This window comes from Aestuariivirga litoralis (genome assembly GCF_015714715.1).
GTDB classification, from domain to species: Bacteria; Pseudomonadota; Alphaproteobacteria; order Rhizobiales; family Aestuariivirgaceae; genus Aestuariivirga; species Aestuariivirga litoralis_A.
Genome location: NZ_WAHS01000002.1, coordinates 21,185 through 36,459, shown reverse-complemented (window position 1 = coordinate 36,459; position 15,275 = coordinate 21,185). Strand labels below are relative to the sequence as shown.

The window sequence follows — 15,275 nt, the reverse complement described above, 5'->3', positions numbered from 1 at the left end:
CCCCCAATAAAATCACACTCATCTGGTCCACGACCTTAATCTGTTCCAGTTTTTGCCCATGAAACGCCCATGAATGCGCGGGCGGCGGCCTGCTGGAAGTCGGCATCCTGGTGGCCATAGGTCGCTTCCAGCGTCTTCAGCGACATGCCGGTCAGGCCGGCCACGTCCCATGGTTCCATGCCCGCCTGCAGCGCCCAGGTGACGCAGGTGTGGCGCAGCGTGTGCGGCGTGACATCAGCGCCAAGCTTGGCCTCGATGCGCACCAGTTCCCAGGCGCGTTCCTGCTTCACCATGCGCTTGCCGTTCCAGCGGATGATGGCGGCCTGCGGGCCCCGGCCCAGATCCTGCCGGCACCAGCGCTCGCAATGCGCCAGCAGCCGGTTGGGCAAGCGCGAAGTGGGCCGCAGCTTGTTCGATTCATCCTCGGCCGAACCGCGCCGAAAGATGCGCTTGGCCGCCACGTCGATGTGCCCGCTGTCTTCGGAATCATACCAGCGCAGGCCGTTGATCGCGCCGTGGCGGGTGCCGGTATAGATCCCGATCAGGATGAAGCGCGCCACATGGCTGTAGTCATAGATGATCTCGGCCCCTTGCCCGCCGATCCGCACCCGCCGCGAAAGACGCCGGCAGGCCCACAGAAGTGCTGCCGCCTCGCTGCGGCGCAGATAGCGGATGCGGCGGCGCGATTCCTGCGGCTTCGTCACCACGGGCACCGAGATCAGGGGGCTTTCGGCGTGCCAGTAATTGATCGCCGCCTGCAGCGTGACCAGCTCGCGCCGCACGGTGGAGAGGCTGACCGCACGGCTTCGCTCGCGCGCATAGTCTTTGCAGGTCGAGGCCTTCACCTCATTCAGTTTCCGGTTGCGCCAGAACGGCAACAAGGCCTTGGCGTGGGCAGCAATCTGCGGCGCGCTGCGGGTTTCCGGCGCGTGCTGTTCGAGATAGAGGACTAGGACTTCACCAACTTCAATCTTGGCCTGGTCACGTTCCTGCGTGTTGGCAATGTGCTTGCCGGCGAGGTATTGCGCGAGCGCTGCCTCAGCTTCGCGATCGCCGCATTCTCCAAGGCCAGTTTCGTATTCTCGTCCATGGTCGAGTATGACAAGCTTGGTGGGGCGGCCGGCCCGGCGGCGGAACCAGTATCTGGCCTGTTTTGCTTTGCGCGGCATTTTTCAATCCATCCCTGCATGTCGGCCCTGGTCACCAGATAGCGGTTGCCGATCTTGGCATAGGCTAGCGCGCCCCTGCGGCAGGCGGCAAGCAAGGTTGATTTGGTGGCCCCGCCATGCGGGAAAAACTGCTGTGCCGCCGCCTGCAGTGGCATGGGCGCATCCTGTGGCAAAGGGTTGAGCGTGTTCATCTCATCCTCTTGACGGGGCGCCGCCGCTGATCAGATCGAGCAGCGCACCCAGGGGTCCTGCCGGCGTGCCGTCATCATTGCGGGTGAGGGCGTGGCGCAGGGTGTCGATCGGTGTGCCGAATTGCAGCGCCAGCGAAGCAGCCACGGCCGTGTCACGCGCGACGGCCTGGATGGCCGTGCCGTTCTTGCCTCCTTCCAGGAACATTTCGACCGGGCGCCATTGGTCCGGCTGATCGCCCTCGATCCACGAGACCTGGCCCTGAAACATGATGCCATTGTGCATGAAGCTGTGCAGCTCTGATGTGCGGCGGTTGGGGACTGAGATGCGGTCCATCACTTCACCTGGCGGATGTCGAAGCTGATTGCCTTGCCATCATATTCTTCATCGCCGAACATGACAGGCAATCTGGCCTCGCTTCCATCCGGTGCCATGGACGCCGCGGCCGGCCCCATGCCCATCGGAAGCCCACGAAAGCGAAGAGGCAACTTGCAGATCTTGCATTGGCCGGTGATCTCAAGATACCGGATGTTGGTGTCGCCAAAACTGGCCAGGTTGAGATTGTAATGCGTGTCCGTATGCGGACATTTGCTGCTTGCATTCATTTCGCGGCCCTCAAAGCTTCTGCCGGGGCCTCGGCCCACCAGCGTGGGGCTGCCTTTGGCAGGCCCAGCATCGATCGCCATTGCCCCATGTCGTCCTTCTTCATGAAACGCCAGCCGCCAGCACCCCAAGCCAGGCACACCTTGCCTACGGGCGCGGTTTGGATGTCGGTCCGAAATGTCAGCGTTACTGTGATCTGGCCAATGCTCATGCCGGAAACTCCTTGCTGGCCCAGAGGGCGTCGCTGGCGATACCGCGCTGGCCGGATCGCGCGCCGCTGTCCTGTTTGAAGAAGAACGCCGTACCGGCAGCCTTGCACTGGCGCATGATGTTTTCGGCCCAGGCGATCGGCATCGGACGGAAGCCGGGGCCGCTCTCCCCGCCGCAGATGATCCAATCCAATTTCGGGTGCGAGATACGGCAATCCTCCGTGTTTCCGCAGGACCAGCCTTCGCCGGTCAAACTGCCGAATTGTGTGTCTTCCGGGCAAATATTCTGAAAATTGATTGGCCCCAGCAGCGGCTCGGCACTCACGAAGCGCTTGGCGGCGGGCGTGGCCAGCAGATCGGGGATGCGCTCGTCGGCGCGGGTTTGGTCTTCAGCAGACACGCCCAGCCAGACGTTCCGGAGAGGCTTCCCACCGGCCAACCAGCCGCAGGCAGCACCACTGCCGGGCTTGCCATCGAGCGCGCCATAGACGCGAACAGACCAATCGCCTGCCATATATTCCCGCATCCGCTTCGATCGCTTAGTCAGCACCTGGAAGGTGTGCTGCGGGCACAGGGCCATGATGGCGAACACGCGGTCGATCGCTTCGTCGGGCACGAATTCGTGGAACAGGTCGCCCATCGAATTCACGAAAACGCGGCGGGGCTTCTTCCAGCGGAGAGGCTGATTGAATATCTTGTCTGGGGCGATCGCCAGTTTTCCAGTCCAGACCGGGCCGCCGCGCGACTGCTGTGTGGTGCCTAAATAGTGATAGATACCTGCAGCCGGCTTACCATGATCTTGCGCGATGGCATCCAGCCTATAGGCCATCCTCATCGCATAACAATTGGTGCAGCCGGGGGAGACGATCGAGCAACCCACGATCGGGTTCCACGTCGCATCAGTCCATTCAATGCCGGATTTGTCGCCCATCACGTCCTCACATAGATGCCGCCGGGCGGGCACTGCTTGGTCACCCAGCCTTGATGACGCGATGACGGGTTGAGGCATTTGCCGCCGCCCAGGGCCACCATCACGTGGCCGCCGCCCTTGCGGAAATTGAAGCGCACATCGCCATAGCGCACCTGGGCGCGGGCCACGCGGGCATAGCGAAGGAAGGCCTTTGATGAAGCACTGTGCGGGCTGCGGAAGCCATGCGCCGCCAGCCAGCGCGAAACATTGACCGCGCAGATCAGCCGTCCGCGCACAAAGCGCACGCCGATGCCGCTGATATTGCCAGCCACCGTGTGGCGGGCGTGATGCCGGTGTTTGGCCTCCGCCACAGGGGCGAGCAGGGCTGTGGCCAGCAGCCCCATACACAGGCCCTTGAGGATCCCGCGCATCATCACGCAGCCTCCAGTTCTTTTTCCGGCATGGCGGCTTCGGCGATCTTCTCGGCCCAACTGGCGCTGCCGGGGCCTTGATAGCTGGGCGTGCGCAGGGGCTGGGGCAACCAGCCCGAAGACTCCACCATCGGCAAAAGCGCCATCGCCATTTCGCCGCGCTTGCCTTTGACAAATTTTCCTTGCGGCGCAATCTCATGGGCGATGGCTTCGATCTGTGCACGGTTCAACCGGCCGATGAAATCCGCGCCGATGCCAAAGCCCTCACCGCCGATCGGCGGGTCGATCGCACTGAAGACAGAATGCGCATCGACATTGGAGAGGCTGTCGAGCTCGAAGTCATCGGCCGCGAGGAAGGCCTGCAATGTGGCGATGTCTTCGGGCTGCATCGTTTCCAACACCACCAGAATGCCGGCAGGCTGCATCGGGTGTTTTTTGCCTTTCGGGTCAAGCTGAAAATGCTTGGCCAGGAATTCCGTGCGCAGCTGCTCATACTTCTCGCCGGCAGATGTCCGCTCGCCCACCTCACGGAATGAGCTGTCCCAGCCTTCCATCGCGTCATGGGTGCGATGCGCGAGTGCCAATCGTGCCGCCATGATGGGCTTGTGCTGCACCATGGCCAGTTTGGTGGCGTGATGCGCAGCGATTGCCAGCAGCTGGTTGACGGTTTCGGAATAGGCAAGGTTCTCAATCTCAGCAGCCTCAGCTGCTGCGCCGCCTTTGCTGCTCTTCGAGGCCACCACGGCGGGCTTCTTCTTGCCCGGCTTAAGCACGCCAAACTTGGTCTCGCAATCCTGTCCCTTCACGGAAATGACTATGCCGAGCTCGGCCTTCTGGTTGGCCGTGTAGGGGCTGGCCTGCAGCGTGGCGATTTCAGTTTCGAGCGCTTGTGCCTTCTCGACCAGATCGTCGTGGTTGGACTCGTCGTTGCCATCGATCTTCTTGTCGATCGCCTTCAGTTCTTTCTCGGCAGCGGCCAGGCGCTTTTCTTCATCCTTGCCGAGCTTCCGCTTTCCGCGTGGGGGCTCGCTGGAAAAATTCCAGATGTTATCTGTGCTGTCGGCCGCAATCACGGTGACGAATGACCAGCCCTCGTCCTTGTAGGCCTTCACGTCAGCTTCCAGCTTCTCATCGACCAGTTTCTGCAGCAGCTTTTCGCTGTCGAGCCATGCGCCGTTGCTAAACAGATCCGTGGTGATCTTGCCGCCGGCCGCTTCATAGGCTGCCAGCGTGATATAGTTTACGCGCCCGTCATTGCCGCTGATGGCCTTTTCCGTCAGCGCGCGCCTGATGTTCCAGGCATTGAGGTTGCGCTGCTCGCCTTTGAAAATCTTCAACTGGCGTTCCTGCGAAGGCGTCACCGTGAAGGCCTGGGCCGTTTCCAGATTGATGTCGCCGGCACGCAGGGCTTCGAGGATCTTCGGATGCAGTGAGCCAATGGCGATGCGCTGCTTCACCAGCTTTTCTTCCTTGGCGAAAATGACAGCGATTTCCGGCACGTCGATGCCGGCCAGCTTGAGCTTGTAGAACGCTTCCGCTTCATCGGCGGGATGCAGGCCTTCGCGCGCGACATTGGCGGCCAGGGCCAGTTCCTGGGCTTCGGCCACCGTGCATTCGAACACGCGGGCGGGGAATTCGTCGATCGAGGGCACGCCGGCAGAGGACAGCTCATCCACGGCCTGCACGCGGCGCGAGCCATCGATGATCTCATACTTGTTCTTCACCTTGCGCAGCCAGATCTGGCTGATGAAGCCGTTGCGGGCGATGCGGGCCTTGAGGTCTTCGACGCCGCTTTTCTTGTGGCGCGGGTTGATCTCCGGGTTGGTCACCAGCGCTTCGCGGGTGATGAAGGCTTTGTCGTTCAGCGTTTTCATGTGCAGTCTCCTGTTCAAACGTCGTGGCGGGGGATGAGGGTGATGAGGCGGGTGAAGGCTTCGCGGAATTTCTGCTCGGCCAGGCTCCAGTTCATCGGCTTGATGGCGAAGGCGGCGGGGGCAGCCCATCCGGCGGGCACGGGGGTTGGCATCAGGTCGCGCCATTCGGTGGAGCGGGCGACCATGTCCATCCGCGCCACGCATTGTTCGCTGACGATGCCGGGCATGCGGTAGCCCAGCGCCTGGGCGATGGCGCGGTCGATGTCATGGGCGGCGCGGTCGAAGGCGGTCAGCTCGTCCACCGCGCGGGTGGGGAAGAACAGCTGCTTCACCGGCGTGGTGATGTCGCCCAGCACATATTCATGCGCGTCATGCATCAGGCCCCACAGGCAGGTGGCGGGGGCCTGGCTGGCCTCTTCGCACAGGCGCATCACGACGAGCGAGTGCTGCGCCACCGAATAGGGCACGCCCGTGGCACCGTTGAAACGGTTGGTGCGCGCCAGATGATGCGCGATGTCTTCCAACAGGATGGCACCCGGCTGCGGGTTGACCAGCGATAGGGTGCGGCCCGATGACGTGAGGCTGAAGGTCATGCCAGCAGCGCCCAGATGAGCCACGCGATCAGGCTGACGACGAGTGCCAGAAGCAGGTTGAGATAGGCGATGATCGCGGCGCCCGCCCCATCGCGGACGGGAATTTTCCAGAAAGCCACAGCCAGTGCGATCAGCGTGATGGCGAGCGGCAGCGTCCAGAGGCCGATGTGAAAATGAAAATCCATCATGCCGCCACCTTCGCGGCCGCGATGGCGCGCTTCTCCGCATCCGACATGGCGCGATGGGCCACCATGGCCCGCCCGCAATGCAGCACCATGCGGCCGGCATTCTGGCAGCGCCGCGCAAAGATTGAGGCGCAGGCGAGGAACAGGAAGCGCTGGTGCAGCACTTCGGCGCCTTCGTGATAGACGACGATGAAGGGCAGGCCGCGCCAGTCCTGGTCGCCCAGCTGCTGATAAAGCCCGTTCATGCCGGCACCGGGTTCTGGCTTGCGCCGCGCCGCGAGATCATGTGCGCATGGTCCAGCGGGTTGAGGGTGACGACGGCGTCCTGCCCCTCGACGCGCAGGTTGATCGTCTTCAGCGTGGGCAGGGCGGCCAGCACGCGGGCCTTGATCCGCACGCCGGGGCGGCCCGGCGGGTGAAACCAGACCTCATCGCCGCAGCGGTAGCCGCCCACGGCCGCACGGATGGCGGGGATGTCTGCCGGCTGGAACAGCGGCAAGGTGGATGTGCGCGGCGCAGGGCGAAAGCCAGCGTTGCGGAAACGTTCGGAAGTGAGGGACAGGGTGGCCTCCATCGGGTTGATGGGGGCTTGTTTGCCAAATGGGCAAATCTAAGTCAAGTCAGATTTGCCATATAGGCAAATTAAGTCAGCGCCACTGTTCCACTTGAACGGCTTCCATGGAGAATTTTGCCATCGACTTCTGGTAGGGAAATATCGTGTCGAGATTAAATGGCGTGCTGCGGCTTGGCGGAATATTACGCACGCTGAATGGCCACGCCTCGGAGGTATCCACGATCCCCCCGGCCTTGTCGTAGGCTGTGACGCGCATCTGCACGCCGAAAGGTTCCGTGCATTGATTGATCACTTGGCCAACAATCTTCAGAATGGGGCAGGAGCTGGCTTCGCACGCATCATAGATCGTGTACTTGACACCTGATATTTGGAACTGGTCAGGCGTGCAGGCCTGAACTTGGGTGTTGGAGGCCACGACATTGGTGCTCACGCTTGCTCCCGCCGGTTCGGTTTTTGCGATCATCGTTGAAGCAGGACCATGCGGCTTCACCTGCCATTGCGTGAACCAAAACACACCGGCCCCCACGATCCCGACACGAATCGCGATTTGCAAATATCCCAGCGCACCTCTCCGCGACTTTCGTTCGGCCTTGGTGGGTGGCAGCATCGAATCTACTCGCCTTTCAGCGAGAAGATCACCCTCGCCTTTATGCGTATAGTGTGGCCCGGACGGCCTATATCCAAGGGCATTGGGCTTTGGAATTCAGGATGTGTGGAGCGTGGCCAAGCCCATGGACGCCCCTCTGCATCGACCACGAATTCCTTTACAGTGGTTTCGATTCCGTCGGCCTCGTCACAGTCTTCAATGATGTATCGTTTGCCGGGGATAGGGTCTTCCTGCAACTCTTCAACATGGCAGCAAATCAGGATTGAACCTTCGGGATAGATCGAGTTCATCGACGGACCAAGGACACGCAATGCGAATGGCCGCAGTCCCTTATATGGCTCAGGCAAAGGAATGTCGAAAACCTCCGGATCTTCCCAAGGCTCATCTGTAGCACGCCACTTCCCAGCTTGGACTTCCCCTACCAGGGGGATGCGATGGTGACTGGTTTGCAATGGCAAAAGTTCGTGAGGTTGCACCTGCATCGAATCGGCGATGAGTTGCATGTTTTTGAGAGAAAGATTGCGCGCGCCTTTTTCCAGCCGGGACAGATAGCCCACCGACAGACCAGTGCGTTCGGCCAAAACTTCAAGCGTCAGCTTACGGCTGTCGCGAATCTCTCGAATGTTGTTTTCAGCGGACATATCAATAACTTTGCCTATTTGGCGAAGTTTTCCAGAGTCCATTTGGCAAAAATGCATTGACTTGAATTTGCCTATTTGGCAAACATCGGGCCGTAATGGATGCAGCTCAGTCATATTTTGCCAGTTCCGGCGACACTCCTTCTGGTTTGGCCAGCAAGTGCGAAGTTGCCGCTTCAACGATCACACGTGCGCTCAACGGTGATCGCCAGAACCTGAGCGTCGATCTTGCACAAAAGGTCGAAAAGGCAACCGGGGGTGCGCTGACCGCGGAGGGTTTCATGGCTTCCTGCCTGCGCGCCGTCAAAGCCAAGGCCGAAGCAAAGCCCGACACAGCTGGCGAGGCGGCGGCATGATCACGCGCCTTTCTCCCTTTTCACCACGGCCAGAAAGCGCTGCGCGAAGGTCGCCAGTTGTTTTGTCTGCAGGTCAAACGCCAGTGCCGGGCCGGTCACGGGCTCCAGGATCAGCCGCACATTTTGCTGGCCGATCAGCCGGTGGCTGCGCAGGCCGGCCAGGGGCACAGCCGCCATGTCTTCAGGCTTCGCCATGATCAAATCCCTCTTTCATCACCCGATCAAAGCCGGTGCGGCCGCGCGCGTCACGGGTTCACCTTCAGAAGGCCATCCCTCATGAAAAAGAAAATCACACCGCGTCAATTCGGTGCTGAAACCTATTTCGAAATCAAAGGCGCATGCCGTGAACTGGTGCGCGCAGCGGGTGGGGCTGTGCATTGCGCCTCAATGACCCGCACCAACCAGAACCGTCTGTCGGAAGCAATCTCACCTCAATTTATCGAGCGCTTCATGAAAGTGGATCAGGTGGCGGACCTTGAAGCCGAATGCGGCGATCCGATCGTCACGCGCCATCTGGCCGCCATGGCGGGCTATGACCTCACGCCCCGCGCCACCGCCACCACGCAGAAAGCCGTGCTGACCGAATTTGCCGAAATGGTGAGTGCGGTGGGTGCTGTGGAACAGAATTTTGCGCTGTCCTTTGCCGAAGGCAAGCTCGATGCCGGCCATGCCGCGCAGCTGGCCGAAGCGGGTGAGCGCGCGCTGAAGGAACTGCATGATCTCATCGCCACCGCCAAGGCCGCCGCATCCGGCAGCGGAAAGCTGCGGGTGGCGCAATGAGATTCACACCACACTCAACATTTGAAATTCCGGCCGCGTGCCCTGCATTGCGTTGCGCCGCCGTCATCCGTGACCGCGACGGTTCTCGCGTAGCCCTTCTTGGGGCGTTTCCTCCCTAAACTCTGACACCCCGCCGGACACCACACTGCGCCGGCGGGGCTTTTCATTTTTCGATTTTTAAAAATGCGGGCGCCCCATGCTTCAAGACCAAGACACAGCCATGCCTCTCGGATGGACCGATGACCGCGTGGCCCAGCTGAAGACTCTGTGGGCCGAAGGCAAAAGCTGCAGCGAGATCGCTGGTATTCTGGGGCAGGGCCTCACCCGCAACGCGGTGATCGGCAAGGTGCACCGGCTGAACCTGCAGGACCGGGCCGTGCATCCGCCGCATAGTGTGCGGCCGGCCGGCGAAGCTTCGCGCCCGAAAAAATCTGCCACACCGATTTCATTGGGTGGTCCTGGCCTTTCATCTCCCAAAAAACCTGATCGCGCCGTGCCCGCCGGCAGTTTTCGGGCAGCGCGGCCGCGCATGGCAAAGCCTCCCATTCCCGCCTTGGCGCCTGTGAGTCATTTTTCAGAACTCTTTGCCGATGGCTTTGAAGGCCAGCGCGGGCGCGTGGCCATCAGTGACCCGAAGAACCATCATTGCCGATTCCCGATCGACATGCCCGAAAGGCCGGTCATGTATTGCGGGCTGCAGAAGGACGACGGTTCCTCCTATTGCGCGGCGCACCGCCGGCGCTGCGATCCAGATCAACCCCGGACCATCCGTCAGGCGCTCGCCCAGGTGCATGTTCCCACGCCCGCGCGGTTCACATGATGCAGGATCTTGTCCCGATCGAACTGGAGCCGCACGAGCTTGATCCTGGCCCGCCGCCGAAGCTGGACTGGCTGCCGCTGGCCAAGCTGGCGATCGACACCGACTATCAGCGCGAGATCACCAAGCATTCGCGCCTGAATGTGAAACGCATCGCGGCGGATTTCTCCTGGTCGAAATTCTCGCCGGTTCTGGTGGCCCCGGTGAGCGGCGGGCGCTTTGCCATCATCGATGGCCAGCACCGCTGCACGGCGGCGCTCACACTTGGCTATGAAAAGGTGCCGTGCTGCATCATCAAGGCCACGCCCGAACAGGCCGCTGCCATTTTCACCGCCGTCAACGGCAATGTGACCGCGATGACCACCTTCCAGCTGTTCAAGGCCGCGCTGAAGGCCGGGGATGAATGGGCTCATGGCATTGACAAGGCGGCGCATGATGCCGGTTGCCACGTGTTGCGCTATCCCGTGCCGCTGCTGCGGCAGAAGCCGTGTAGCACCAATGCGATCATGCTGCTGCGCCAGCTGCGCGATCAGCATGGGGGGGGGCTTGTCACCCATGCCCTGCAATGCCTGGCCGCCGCCAAGGATGGCACATCGCCCGGCGTGATCAACGCCACGCGCATCAAGGCCATGGCGCATCTTCTCATCAGCCATCCCGGATGGCGCACCGGCCTTGCGGCCACGCTGCAGGAAATCGGGCGCATCGATCTCATGGGTTATGACATGGCCACGCTGGGGCTGAAGCTCGAAATGAAACTGGGCGACGGCTTGAGCAACCCTGATGACTGGGCTGCGATCAAGGCCAAGGTGGCCGACAAGCTGGAGCGCCGCCTCTCGCCGCCGATGATCGCCACGACGCTGCGCCTGAAATACGACGTGGTGAACCGCGCCATCGAAGAACTCAAGGCGGATGCATGAGCCTGCACACCAAGGCCAGCGCCTATCCGCGCATGCGCAACGAGGCCTATTACACGCCGCCTTCGGCTTCAGCGCCGATGCTGGGTTTCTGCGCCCGCAATGGCCTGCTGAGCCTGCGCAGCATCGAGCTTTGCGAGCCCGCTGCCGGGGCAGGGCACATCGCCAAGGTGCTGCGCCAGGCTGATCCGCGCGCGCTGGCCACGGATCTTCATCCCGCCAAGGTGCAGGTTTCGCCGGTGGCGCAACTCGACTTTCTAAAATCATCCGGGCCTTCCGGGCGGCATCCCTTGGGCCTGTTCACCAACCCGCCCTATGGCCAACAGTCCGAGCTGGCGCTGGCCTTCATCCGGCATGGGCTGGATCTGATCCTGGCGCGCGGCGGGTTTCTCTGCCTGCTGCTGCCGTTTGAATTCGACAGTCGCAAAAGCCGCGCCGAGCTGCTGAGCGATCATCCGCTCTATGCCTCGCGCCAGACGCTGGGCACGCGCGTGCGCTGGATCAACCTGGCGCAGAAGAAGCACAGCCCGATGGGCCACCATACCTGGCACCTGTGGGTGGAGGACACAATGATCCGCCGCCGCATCCGCCAGCATGACGCATGGGGTGTGCTGTGACGGGAATTAATCTCAATAAATATCTGGGCGAGAATCGGGCCGAAGGTTTCGAACAGTTGATCGCAGACATCGAAGCGCAGTGCGCAAAGCCAGCGTCCCAGCCCGAACTCAAATCTGCACTGCATCTGGTGAAGCTGCACACCGTGGCCAGCGTGGAAGGCGCGAATGCACATTCCGACAAGGTTGCCTTCGAAACACTGATCTATCAGGACGCCGTGGCCTGTGGTCTTGCCAGTGCGAGTTCCTCTCTCTCTCCACTTCATGAAAATGTTTTGTCGGATTCGGCGGCTTTGGCAGCGTTGCTGGAACTGCTGATCAAGGGTTTCACGCGTGGCGCTGTGGAGATGATTACAAGAAACGCCAAGGTCAAACTGGATATCGAAGGATGAGCGAGATTCATCCGCTGCTGCTGAACAAGCATTGCCTGGTCGAGGGCTGCAAGGGCATGGCCCTCTTCGGCTTCGGCCAGCTGCTGCGGGACCGGATGGTGTTTGCCTGCCGCGAACATCGCGCGCTGCTCGACCCCAAGCCCGTGCCGGCAGCGCCCATGCCAGCCTACACCCCGCCGCAGGGGAAACTGTTGTGATGCGCCAAGATCCTGCCATGGAAGATTGGGTGAATGAGGCGCGGCGGGCCGATATCTGGGCCGCGCTGTGCCACATTTCCCCAGGCCACAGCGCGAAGCTGCGCGGGCAGCGCGCCGTGGGCCCATGCCCAGCCTGTGGCGGTACAGACCGGTTTTCGGTCGATCGCAAAAAGGGGCTGTTCTTCTGCCGCCGTTCGGCCAAGGGCGGCGACGTGATCGCCATGGTGGAATATCTGACCGGGGCTGATTTCCTCGGGGCCTGCGAAACCATCAACGGCACGAAGCCCCCGAGAGGCGAGAGTGGCCGCAAGGTGGATTCAGAACTGCTGGCGCAACGTGAGCAGCTGCGCGCCCGCGAAGCGGAAACCCGCGCGCGGGAAGACAATGAATTCCGCACCCGTGAAATCGCGCGTGCGCATGCCATCTGGAAGGGTGGGGCGGCGCTGCCGGGATCGATCGCCGAATCCTATCTGCGCTTCCGCGGCGTGCAACCGGCGATCGGCGCCAAGATCCGCTCGTATGAGAAGCTGCCATACTGGCACTGCCTGTCTGGCGAATGGCGGGTGATTCATGAGGGGCCGGCGATGGTCGGCGCCATCCAAGGGCCGGATGGGCGCTTTGCCGGGTGCCATATCACCTATATCGACGGCAGCTTCACTTCGCCCTCGGGCAAGGCGCAGATCGTGCAGCCGCAGACCGGCGAGATCCTTGATGCCAAGAAAGTGCGGGGCAGCCCGAAGGGCGGGCATATCCATCTGGGCGGGCCCGAAGCCCCGCGCGAAATTTATATCGGCGAAGGCATCGAGACGGTTTATTCGGTGCGCCAGGCGCTGCGGGGCGAAGACCTGGGTGCCACGGCCTTCTGGTCCTCTATCAATCTCGGCAATATCGGCGGGCGGGCTGAGGACCGGCTGGTGCACCCCACCCGCACGCGCGTGGATAAAAACGGCCGGGTGTCGCGCGTGAAGGTGCCCGGCATTATTCCGGCATGTGAGGAGCGTCTGTTGCTGCCGCCCGTTTCCGCCGATGCGGTGGTGATCCTGGGCGACGGCGACAGCGATCCCTTCGAAACCCACAACACCATGCAGCGCGCCGCCACCCGGTGGGCCCGCGCGGGCCGCGTTGTCAAAGTGGCCTGGGCGCCGAAGGGCGAAGATTTCAATTCTGTGCTGCGCACACCGCATGAAACTATTGCAGGTGCCGCGTGAGCGACGAGAACGAGAAGCCATCGCCGGAACAGGAGATCAAGGCCGCCATCGCCGATGCCGAAGTGCTGAGCGATGGCAAAGCCGTGCCTCCCCCGCCCGAGCCAGATCTCGAAGCCGAGGATCCGGGCGAAGTCGGAACGGATGATGACATTGACTGGGACGTCCTGCGCGCATGCGCGGTTGAACCGCAGAATGATATCGGCAATGCACGCCGCTTCATCAAGCGCCACGGCCGTGATGTGCTGCACGTGCAGAACGTGGCCTATTTCGCCTGGGATGAAAAACGCTGGGCCGAGGATATCGATCTCAGGCGCATCAAGCCATTCCAGCATCGCACGTCGGAGCTCATCGGTTTTGAATCTCTGGTGATGGAATTTTTCCCCGACGAGAAGGTGAAGGTTGAATTGGCCGAAGCCGCGGTGGCGGCGTTGCGCGAGGCTGAACTGCGCCTGATGGCCCTGGATGATGATGCAGAAACCAAGGCCACCGCCAAGGAAAGCCGGCGTCGGGAAATCAAATCCGAAATCGAAGACCTGAAGGACCAGATCAGCGAAGGCCGCAAGGCCAAGGCGGCACTTTCGTCGCGCCGTGCTAAGCGTCGGGGGTTTTCCATTTCGGCCGGTAATGCCGGCAAGCTGGCCGGCATGCTGGGCGAGGCCACGTCCTATCTTTCAAAGCCGATCGCCGAGCTCGACCAGAATGCGCTGGCGCTCAACGTGGCCAATGGCACGTTGCATTTTGTGAAAGCGGACAAGGGCACGCGATATGAAGTGAAATGTACCGAGCACCGGCGCGAAAACTACATGACCAAGCTGGCCGAGGTGGACTTCGATGCCGATGCATGGTGTCCGCAATTCAATACCTTCCTCGCCACCATCCTGCCGAAGGACGAGATCCGAAATTTCGTGCAGCGCTATTTCGGCTACTGCCTCACGGCCCTGACGCGCGAACAGGTCTTCGTGCTGTTTCACGGCGAGGGCCGCAACGGCAAATCCACACTCGTCGATGTGGTGGCCAAGATTCTCAGCGACTATTCGACCACCGTGCCGATTGCCACGCTGGTCAATGACAACAAGGCCGGCAAAGGAAGTGAAGCCACGCCGGATCTGGCGCGTCTGCCGGGTGCGCGCCTGGTGCGCTCAGCCGAGCCGCGCGAAGGCATGAGCTTCGATGAAAGCCTGATCAAGGGGCTGACCTCGGGTGAACCATTGGCCGTGCGCCGTCTCAACCAGGACTTCATCGATATCTATCCGACCTTCAAGCTGGTGATCTCGGCCAACCGCAAGCCCACGATCAAGGGCAATGACGATGGCATCTGGCGGCGGGTGCTGCTGGTGCCATTTGATGTGCAGATCGACGAGGACAAGGCCGACAAGGAACTGGCCGAGAAGCTGTGGGCGGAACGCTCCGGCATCCTGAACTGGCTGATCGAAGGCTGCTGCCACTATCTCGAAATGGGCGGCCTGCATGCGCCCGACGAGGTGAAGGCGGCCACCAAGGAGTACCGCGAGGAAAGCGATGTCGTGGGCGGTTTCGTGCGCGCGGCGCTGAACGTGACCAAGGACACGGCCGATGAGATCGAGGCCGGCAGGCTCTATGCGTCCTATGTCGCCTTCTGCCAGCGCCAGGGCACCACGCCCTTTGCCGGCACGACCTTCAACCGGCGCATGCCCAAGGCGGCCTCGCAATTCGGCTTCACCAAGCTGAAGTCCTCGATCTCGGTCTATGTCGGCGTGAAATTCAACGAGGGCTTTGACCCGTCGCACCGCCATCCCCGCACCCCTGAGGAGGATTTCCGATGAAATTGGGAGGCTGGGGAGGCAAGGCGGTTGTGCCGCTCGCTTGCCTCCCAAAAGGGGCGCGGGGGAAATCAAGGGCTTGCCGCCGATTTGGGAGGCTGGGGAATGTAGGGAGCCTAGCCGCCAACCTACGCGCGCGTGATGGGCCAGCGTGCTGCGGCCTGTAGCCCGGCGCGGCCATTGGCACCCTTCTGTTTATTACACTTCAATGGCTTT

The 15,275-nt window shown here is 61.7% G+C and carries 23 protein-coding genes; 9 read left to right on the top strand and 14 right to left on the bottom strand.

The features are described from left to right. Nucleotides 1-35: 35 nt before the first annotated feature. The 13 genes from F8B91_RS11810 to F8B91_RS11750 all read right to left on the bottom strand — a co-directional run bounded on the left by F8B91_RS11810 (nt 36) and on the right by F8B91_RS11750 (nt 8,099). Nucleotides 36-1,169 (bottom strand): tyrosine-type recombinase/integrase, encoded by a 1,134-nt coding sequence (locus F8B91_RS11810; RefSeq protein ID WP_196504036.1) that lies wholly within the window; start codon nt 1,167-1,169, stop codon nt 36-38. 192 nt (nt 1,170-1,361) lie between these two features. Then, a complete protein-coding gene (locus F8B91_RS11805; RefSeq protein ID WP_196504035.1) occupies nt 1,362-1,694 on the bottom strand; it encodes a hypothetical protein in 333 nt (110 codons plus the stop codon). Continuing rightward, nucleotides 1,694-1,963 carry a hypothetical protein gene (locus tag F8B91_RS11800; protein ID WP_196504034.1) on the bottom strand — a complete coding sequence of 90 codons (270 nt, stop codon included), beginning with the start codon at nt 1,961-1,963 and terminating at the stop codon, nt 1,694-1,696. The genes F8B91_RS11805 and F8B91_RS11800 overlap by 1 nt, the downstream gene beginning before the upstream one ends. Further along, complete coding sequence (locus F8B91_RS11795) at nt 1,960-2,172, bottom strand: hypothetical protein (protein ID WP_196504033.1); 213 nt, start codon at nt 2,170-2,172, stop codon at nt 1,960-1,962. Before F8B91_RS11795 ends, F8B91_RS11800 begins: the two co-directional genes overlap by 4 nt. Then, the gene (locus tag F8B91_RS11790) at nt 2,169-3,101 is read right to left on the bottom strand and encodes a phage Gp37/Gp68 family protein (RefSeq protein WP_196504032.1); all 933 of its coding nucleotides are present in this window, start codon (nt 3,099-3,101) and stop codon (nt 2,169-2,171) included. The genes F8B91_RS11795 and F8B91_RS11790 overlap by 4 nt, the downstream gene beginning before the upstream one ends. Further along, the gene (locus F8B91_RS11785; protein WP_196504031.1) at nt 3,101-3,514 is read right to left on the bottom strand and encodes a hypothetical protein; all 414 of its coding nucleotides are present in this window, start codon (nt 3,512-3,514) and stop codon (nt 3,101-3,103) included. Before F8B91_RS11785 ends, F8B91_RS11790 begins: the two co-directional genes overlap by 1 nt. Beyond that, nucleotides 3,514-5,385: a ParB/RepB/Spo0J family partition protein gene (locus F8B91_RS11780; protein ID WP_196504030.1), complete on the bottom strand. Its 1,872-nt coding sequence runs from the start codon at nt 5,383-5,385 to the stop codon at nt 3,514-3,516. The genes F8B91_RS11785 and F8B91_RS11780 overlap by 1 nt, the downstream gene beginning before the upstream one ends. Nucleotides 5,386-5,399: 14 nt before the next feature. Then, nucleotides 5,400-5,978: a hypothetical protein gene (locus F8B91_RS11775; RefSeq protein WP_196504029.1), complete on the bottom strand. Its 579-nt coding sequence runs from the start codon at nt 5,976-5,978 to the stop codon at nt 5,400-5,402. Continuing rightward, nucleotides 5,975-6,166 carry a hypothetical protein gene (locus tag F8B91_RS11770; protein WP_196504028.1) on the bottom strand — a complete coding sequence of 64 codons (192 nt, stop codon included), beginning with the start codon at nt 6,164-6,166 and terminating at the stop codon, nt 5,975-5,977. The genes F8B91_RS11775 and F8B91_RS11770 overlap by 4 nt, the downstream gene beginning before the upstream one ends. Then, complete coding sequence (locus tag F8B91_RS11765) at nt 6,163-6,408, bottom strand: hypothetical protein (RefSeq protein WP_196504027.1); 246 nt, start codon at nt 6,406-6,408, stop codon at nt 6,163-6,165. The genes F8B91_RS11770 and F8B91_RS11765 overlap by 4 nt, the downstream gene beginning before the upstream one ends. After that, nucleotides 6,405-6,737, bottom strand: a complete 333-nt coding sequence (locus F8B91_RS11760) for a hypothetical protein (protein ID WP_196504026.1) — start codon at nt 6,735-6,737, stop codon at nt 6,405-6,407. The genes F8B91_RS11765 and F8B91_RS11760 overlap by 4 nt, the downstream gene beginning before the upstream one ends. 73 nt (nt 6,738-6,810) lie before the next feature. Beyond that, nucleotides 6,811-7,344 (bottom strand): hypothetical protein, encoded by a 534-nt coding sequence (locus F8B91_RS11755; protein WP_196504025.1) that lies wholly within the window; start codon nt 7,342-7,344, stop codon nt 6,811-6,813. 5 nt (nt 7,345-7,349) lie between these two features. Next, nucleotides 7,350-8,099 (bottom strand): helix-turn-helix domain-containing protein, encoded by a 750-nt coding sequence (locus tag F8B91_RS11750; RefSeq protein ID WP_196504024.1) that lies wholly within the window; start codon nt 8,097-8,099, stop codon nt 7,350-7,352. Here F8B91_RS11750 and F8B91_RS11745 point away from each other — a divergent pair. Further along, on the top strand, nt 8,081-8,338 hold the full coding sequence (locus tag F8B91_RS11745; protein WP_210324388.1) for a hypothetical protein: 258 nt from the start codon (nt 8,081-8,083) through the stop codon (nt 8,336-8,338). The genes F8B91_RS11750 and F8B91_RS11745 overlap by 19 nt on opposite strands. Here F8B91_RS11745 and F8B91_RS11740 read toward each other — a convergent pair whose 3' ends face one another. After that, on the bottom strand, nt 8,339-8,533 hold the full coding sequence (locus F8B91_RS11740) for a hypothetical protein (protein ID WP_196504022.1): 195 nt from the start codon (nt 8,531-8,533) through the stop codon (nt 8,339-8,341). An 81-nt stretch (nt 8,534-8,614) separates the two neighbouring features. Between F8B91_RS11740 and F8B91_RS11735 the strand changes: the two genes are divergently transcribed. The 8 genes from F8B91_RS11735 to F8B91_RS11700 all read left to right on the top strand — a co-directional run bounded on the left by F8B91_RS11735 (nt 8,615) and on the right by F8B91_RS11700 (nt 15,062). Further along, entirely contained in the window at nt 8,615-9,118 is a 504-nt protein-coding gene (locus tag F8B91_RS11735; protein ID WP_196504021.1) for a phage regulatory CII family protein, read from the top strand. 220 nt (nt 9,119-9,338) lie between these two features. Next, nucleotides 9,339-9,938 (top strand): GcrA family cell cycle regulator, encoded by a 600-nt coding sequence (locus F8B91_RS11730; protein ID WP_196504020.1) that lies wholly within the window; start codon nt 9,339-9,341, stop codon nt 9,936-9,938. Continuing rightward, nucleotides 9,935-10,852 carry a ParB/RepB/Spo0J family partition protein gene (locus F8B91_RS11725; protein WP_196504019.1) on the top strand — a complete coding sequence of 306 codons (918 nt, stop codon included), beginning with the start codon at nt 9,935-9,937 and terminating at the stop codon, nt 10,850-10,852. The genes F8B91_RS11730 and F8B91_RS11725 overlap by 4 nt, the downstream gene beginning before the upstream one ends. Continuing rightward, the gene (locus F8B91_RS11720) at nt 10,849-11,466 is read left to right on the top strand and encodes a hypothetical protein (RefSeq protein WP_196504018.1); all 618 of its coding nucleotides are present in this window, start codon (nt 10,849-10,851) and stop codon (nt 11,464-11,466) included. The genes F8B91_RS11725 and F8B91_RS11720 overlap by 4 nt, the downstream gene beginning before the upstream one ends. Then, a complete protein-coding gene (locus F8B91_RS11715; protein WP_196504017.1) occupies nt 11,463-11,855 on the top strand; it encodes a hypothetical protein in 393 nt (130 codons plus the stop codon). Before F8B91_RS11720 ends, F8B91_RS11715 begins: the two co-directional genes overlap by 4 nt. Further along, complete coding sequence (locus F8B91_RS11710) at nt 11,852-12,052, top strand: hypothetical protein (protein ID WP_196504016.1); 201 nt, start codon at nt 11,852-11,854, stop codon at nt 12,050-12,052. The genes F8B91_RS11715 and F8B91_RS11710 overlap by 4 nt, the downstream gene beginning before the upstream one ends. Then, nucleotides 12,052-13,260, top strand: coding sequence for a DUF7146 domain-containing protein (locus F8B91_RS11705; protein WP_196504015.1), 1,209 nt, complete (start codon nt 12,052-12,054; stop codon nt 13,258-13,260). Before F8B91_RS11710 ends, F8B91_RS11705 begins: the two co-directional genes overlap by 1 nt. After that, entirely contained in the window at nt 13,257-15,062 is a 1,806-nt protein-coding gene (locus F8B91_RS11700; RefSeq protein ID WP_196504014.1) for a phage/plasmid primase, P4 family, read from the top strand. The genes F8B91_RS11705 and F8B91_RS11700 overlap by 4 nt, the downstream gene beginning before the upstream one ends. The last annotated feature ends 213 nt before the right edge of the window (nt 15,063-15,275 follow it).

Coding starts and splice junctions, on each gene's coding strand:
- F8B91_RS11775 (WP_196504029.1), bottom strand. CDS start 5,978: ATGACCTTCAGCCTCACGTCATCGGGCCGCACCCTATCGCTGGTCAAC.
- F8B91_RS11745 (WP_210324388.1), top strand. CDS start 8,081: ATGGATGCAGCTCAGTCATATTTTGCCAGTTCCGGCGACACTCCTTCT.
- F8B91_RS11765 (WP_196504027.1), bottom strand. CDS start 6,408: ATGAACGGGCTTTATCAGCAGCTGGGCGACCAGGACTGGCGCGGCCTG.
- F8B91_RS11755 (WP_196504025.1), bottom strand. CDS start 7,344: ATGCTGCCACCCACCAAGGCCGAACGAAAGTCGCGGAGAGGTGCGCTG.
- F8B91_RS11810 (WP_196504036.1), bottom strand. CDS start 1,169: ATGCCGCGCAAAGCAAAACAGGCCAGATACTGGTTCCGCCGCCGGGCC.
- F8B91_RS11750 (WP_196504024.1), bottom strand. CDS start 8,099: ATGACTGAGCTGCATCCATTACGGCCCGATGTTTGCCAAATAGGCAAA.
- F8B91_RS11795 (WP_196504033.1), bottom strand. CDS start 2,172: ATGAGCATTGGCCAGATCACAGTAACGCTGACATTTCGGACCGACATC.
- F8B91_RS11705 (WP_196504015.1), top strand. CDS start 12,052: ATGCGCCAAGATCCTGCCATGGAAGATTGGGTGAATGAGGCGCGGCGG.
- F8B91_RS11770 (WP_196504028.1), bottom strand. CDS start 6,166: ATGATGGATTTTCATTTTCACATCGGCCTCTGGACGCTGCCGCTCGCC.
- F8B91_RS11760 (WP_196504026.1), bottom strand. CDS start 6,737: ATGGAGGCCACCCTGTCCCTCACTTCCGAACGTTTCCGCAACGCTGGC.
- F8B91_RS11740 (WP_196504022.1), bottom strand. CDS start 8,533: ATGGCGAAGCCTGAAGACATGGCGGCTGTGCCCCTGGCCGGCCTGCGC.
- F8B91_RS11730 (WP_196504020.1), top strand. CDS start 9,339: ATGCCTCTCGGATGGACCGATGACCGCGTGGCCCAGCTGAAGACTCTG.
- F8B91_RS11805 (WP_196504035.1), bottom strand. CDS start 1,694: ATGGACCGCATCTCAGTCCCCAACCGCCGCACATCAGAGCTGCACAGC.
- F8B91_RS11800 (WP_196504034.1), bottom strand. CDS start 1,963: ATGAATGCAAGCAGCAAATGTCCGCATACGGACACGCATTACAATCTC.
- F8B91_RS11785 (WP_196504031.1), bottom strand. CDS start 3,514: ATGATGCGCGGGATCCTCAAGGGCCTGTGTATGGGGCTGCTGGCCACA.
- F8B91_RS11720 (WP_196504018.1), top strand. CDS start 10,849: ATGAGCCTGCACACCAAGGCCAGCGCCTATCCGCGCATGCGCAACGAG.
- F8B91_RS11710 (WP_196504016.1), top strand. CDS start 11,852: ATGAGCGAGATTCATCCGCTGCTGCTGAACAAGCATTGCCTGGTCGAG.
- F8B91_RS11735 (WP_196504021.1), top strand. CDS start 8,615: ATGAAAAAGAAAATCACACCGCGTCAATTCGGTGCTGAAACCTATTTC.
- F8B91_RS11780 (WP_196504030.1), bottom strand. CDS start 5,385: ATGAAAACGCTGAACGACAAAGCCTTCATCACCCGCGAAGCGCTGGTG.
- F8B91_RS11725 (WP_196504019.1), top strand. CDS start 9,935: ATGATGCAGGATCTTGTCCCGATCGAACTGGAGCCGCACGAGCTTGAT.
- F8B91_RS11790 (WP_196504032.1), bottom strand. CDS start 3,101: ATGGGCGACAAATCCGGCATTGAATGGACTGATGCGACGTGGAACCCG.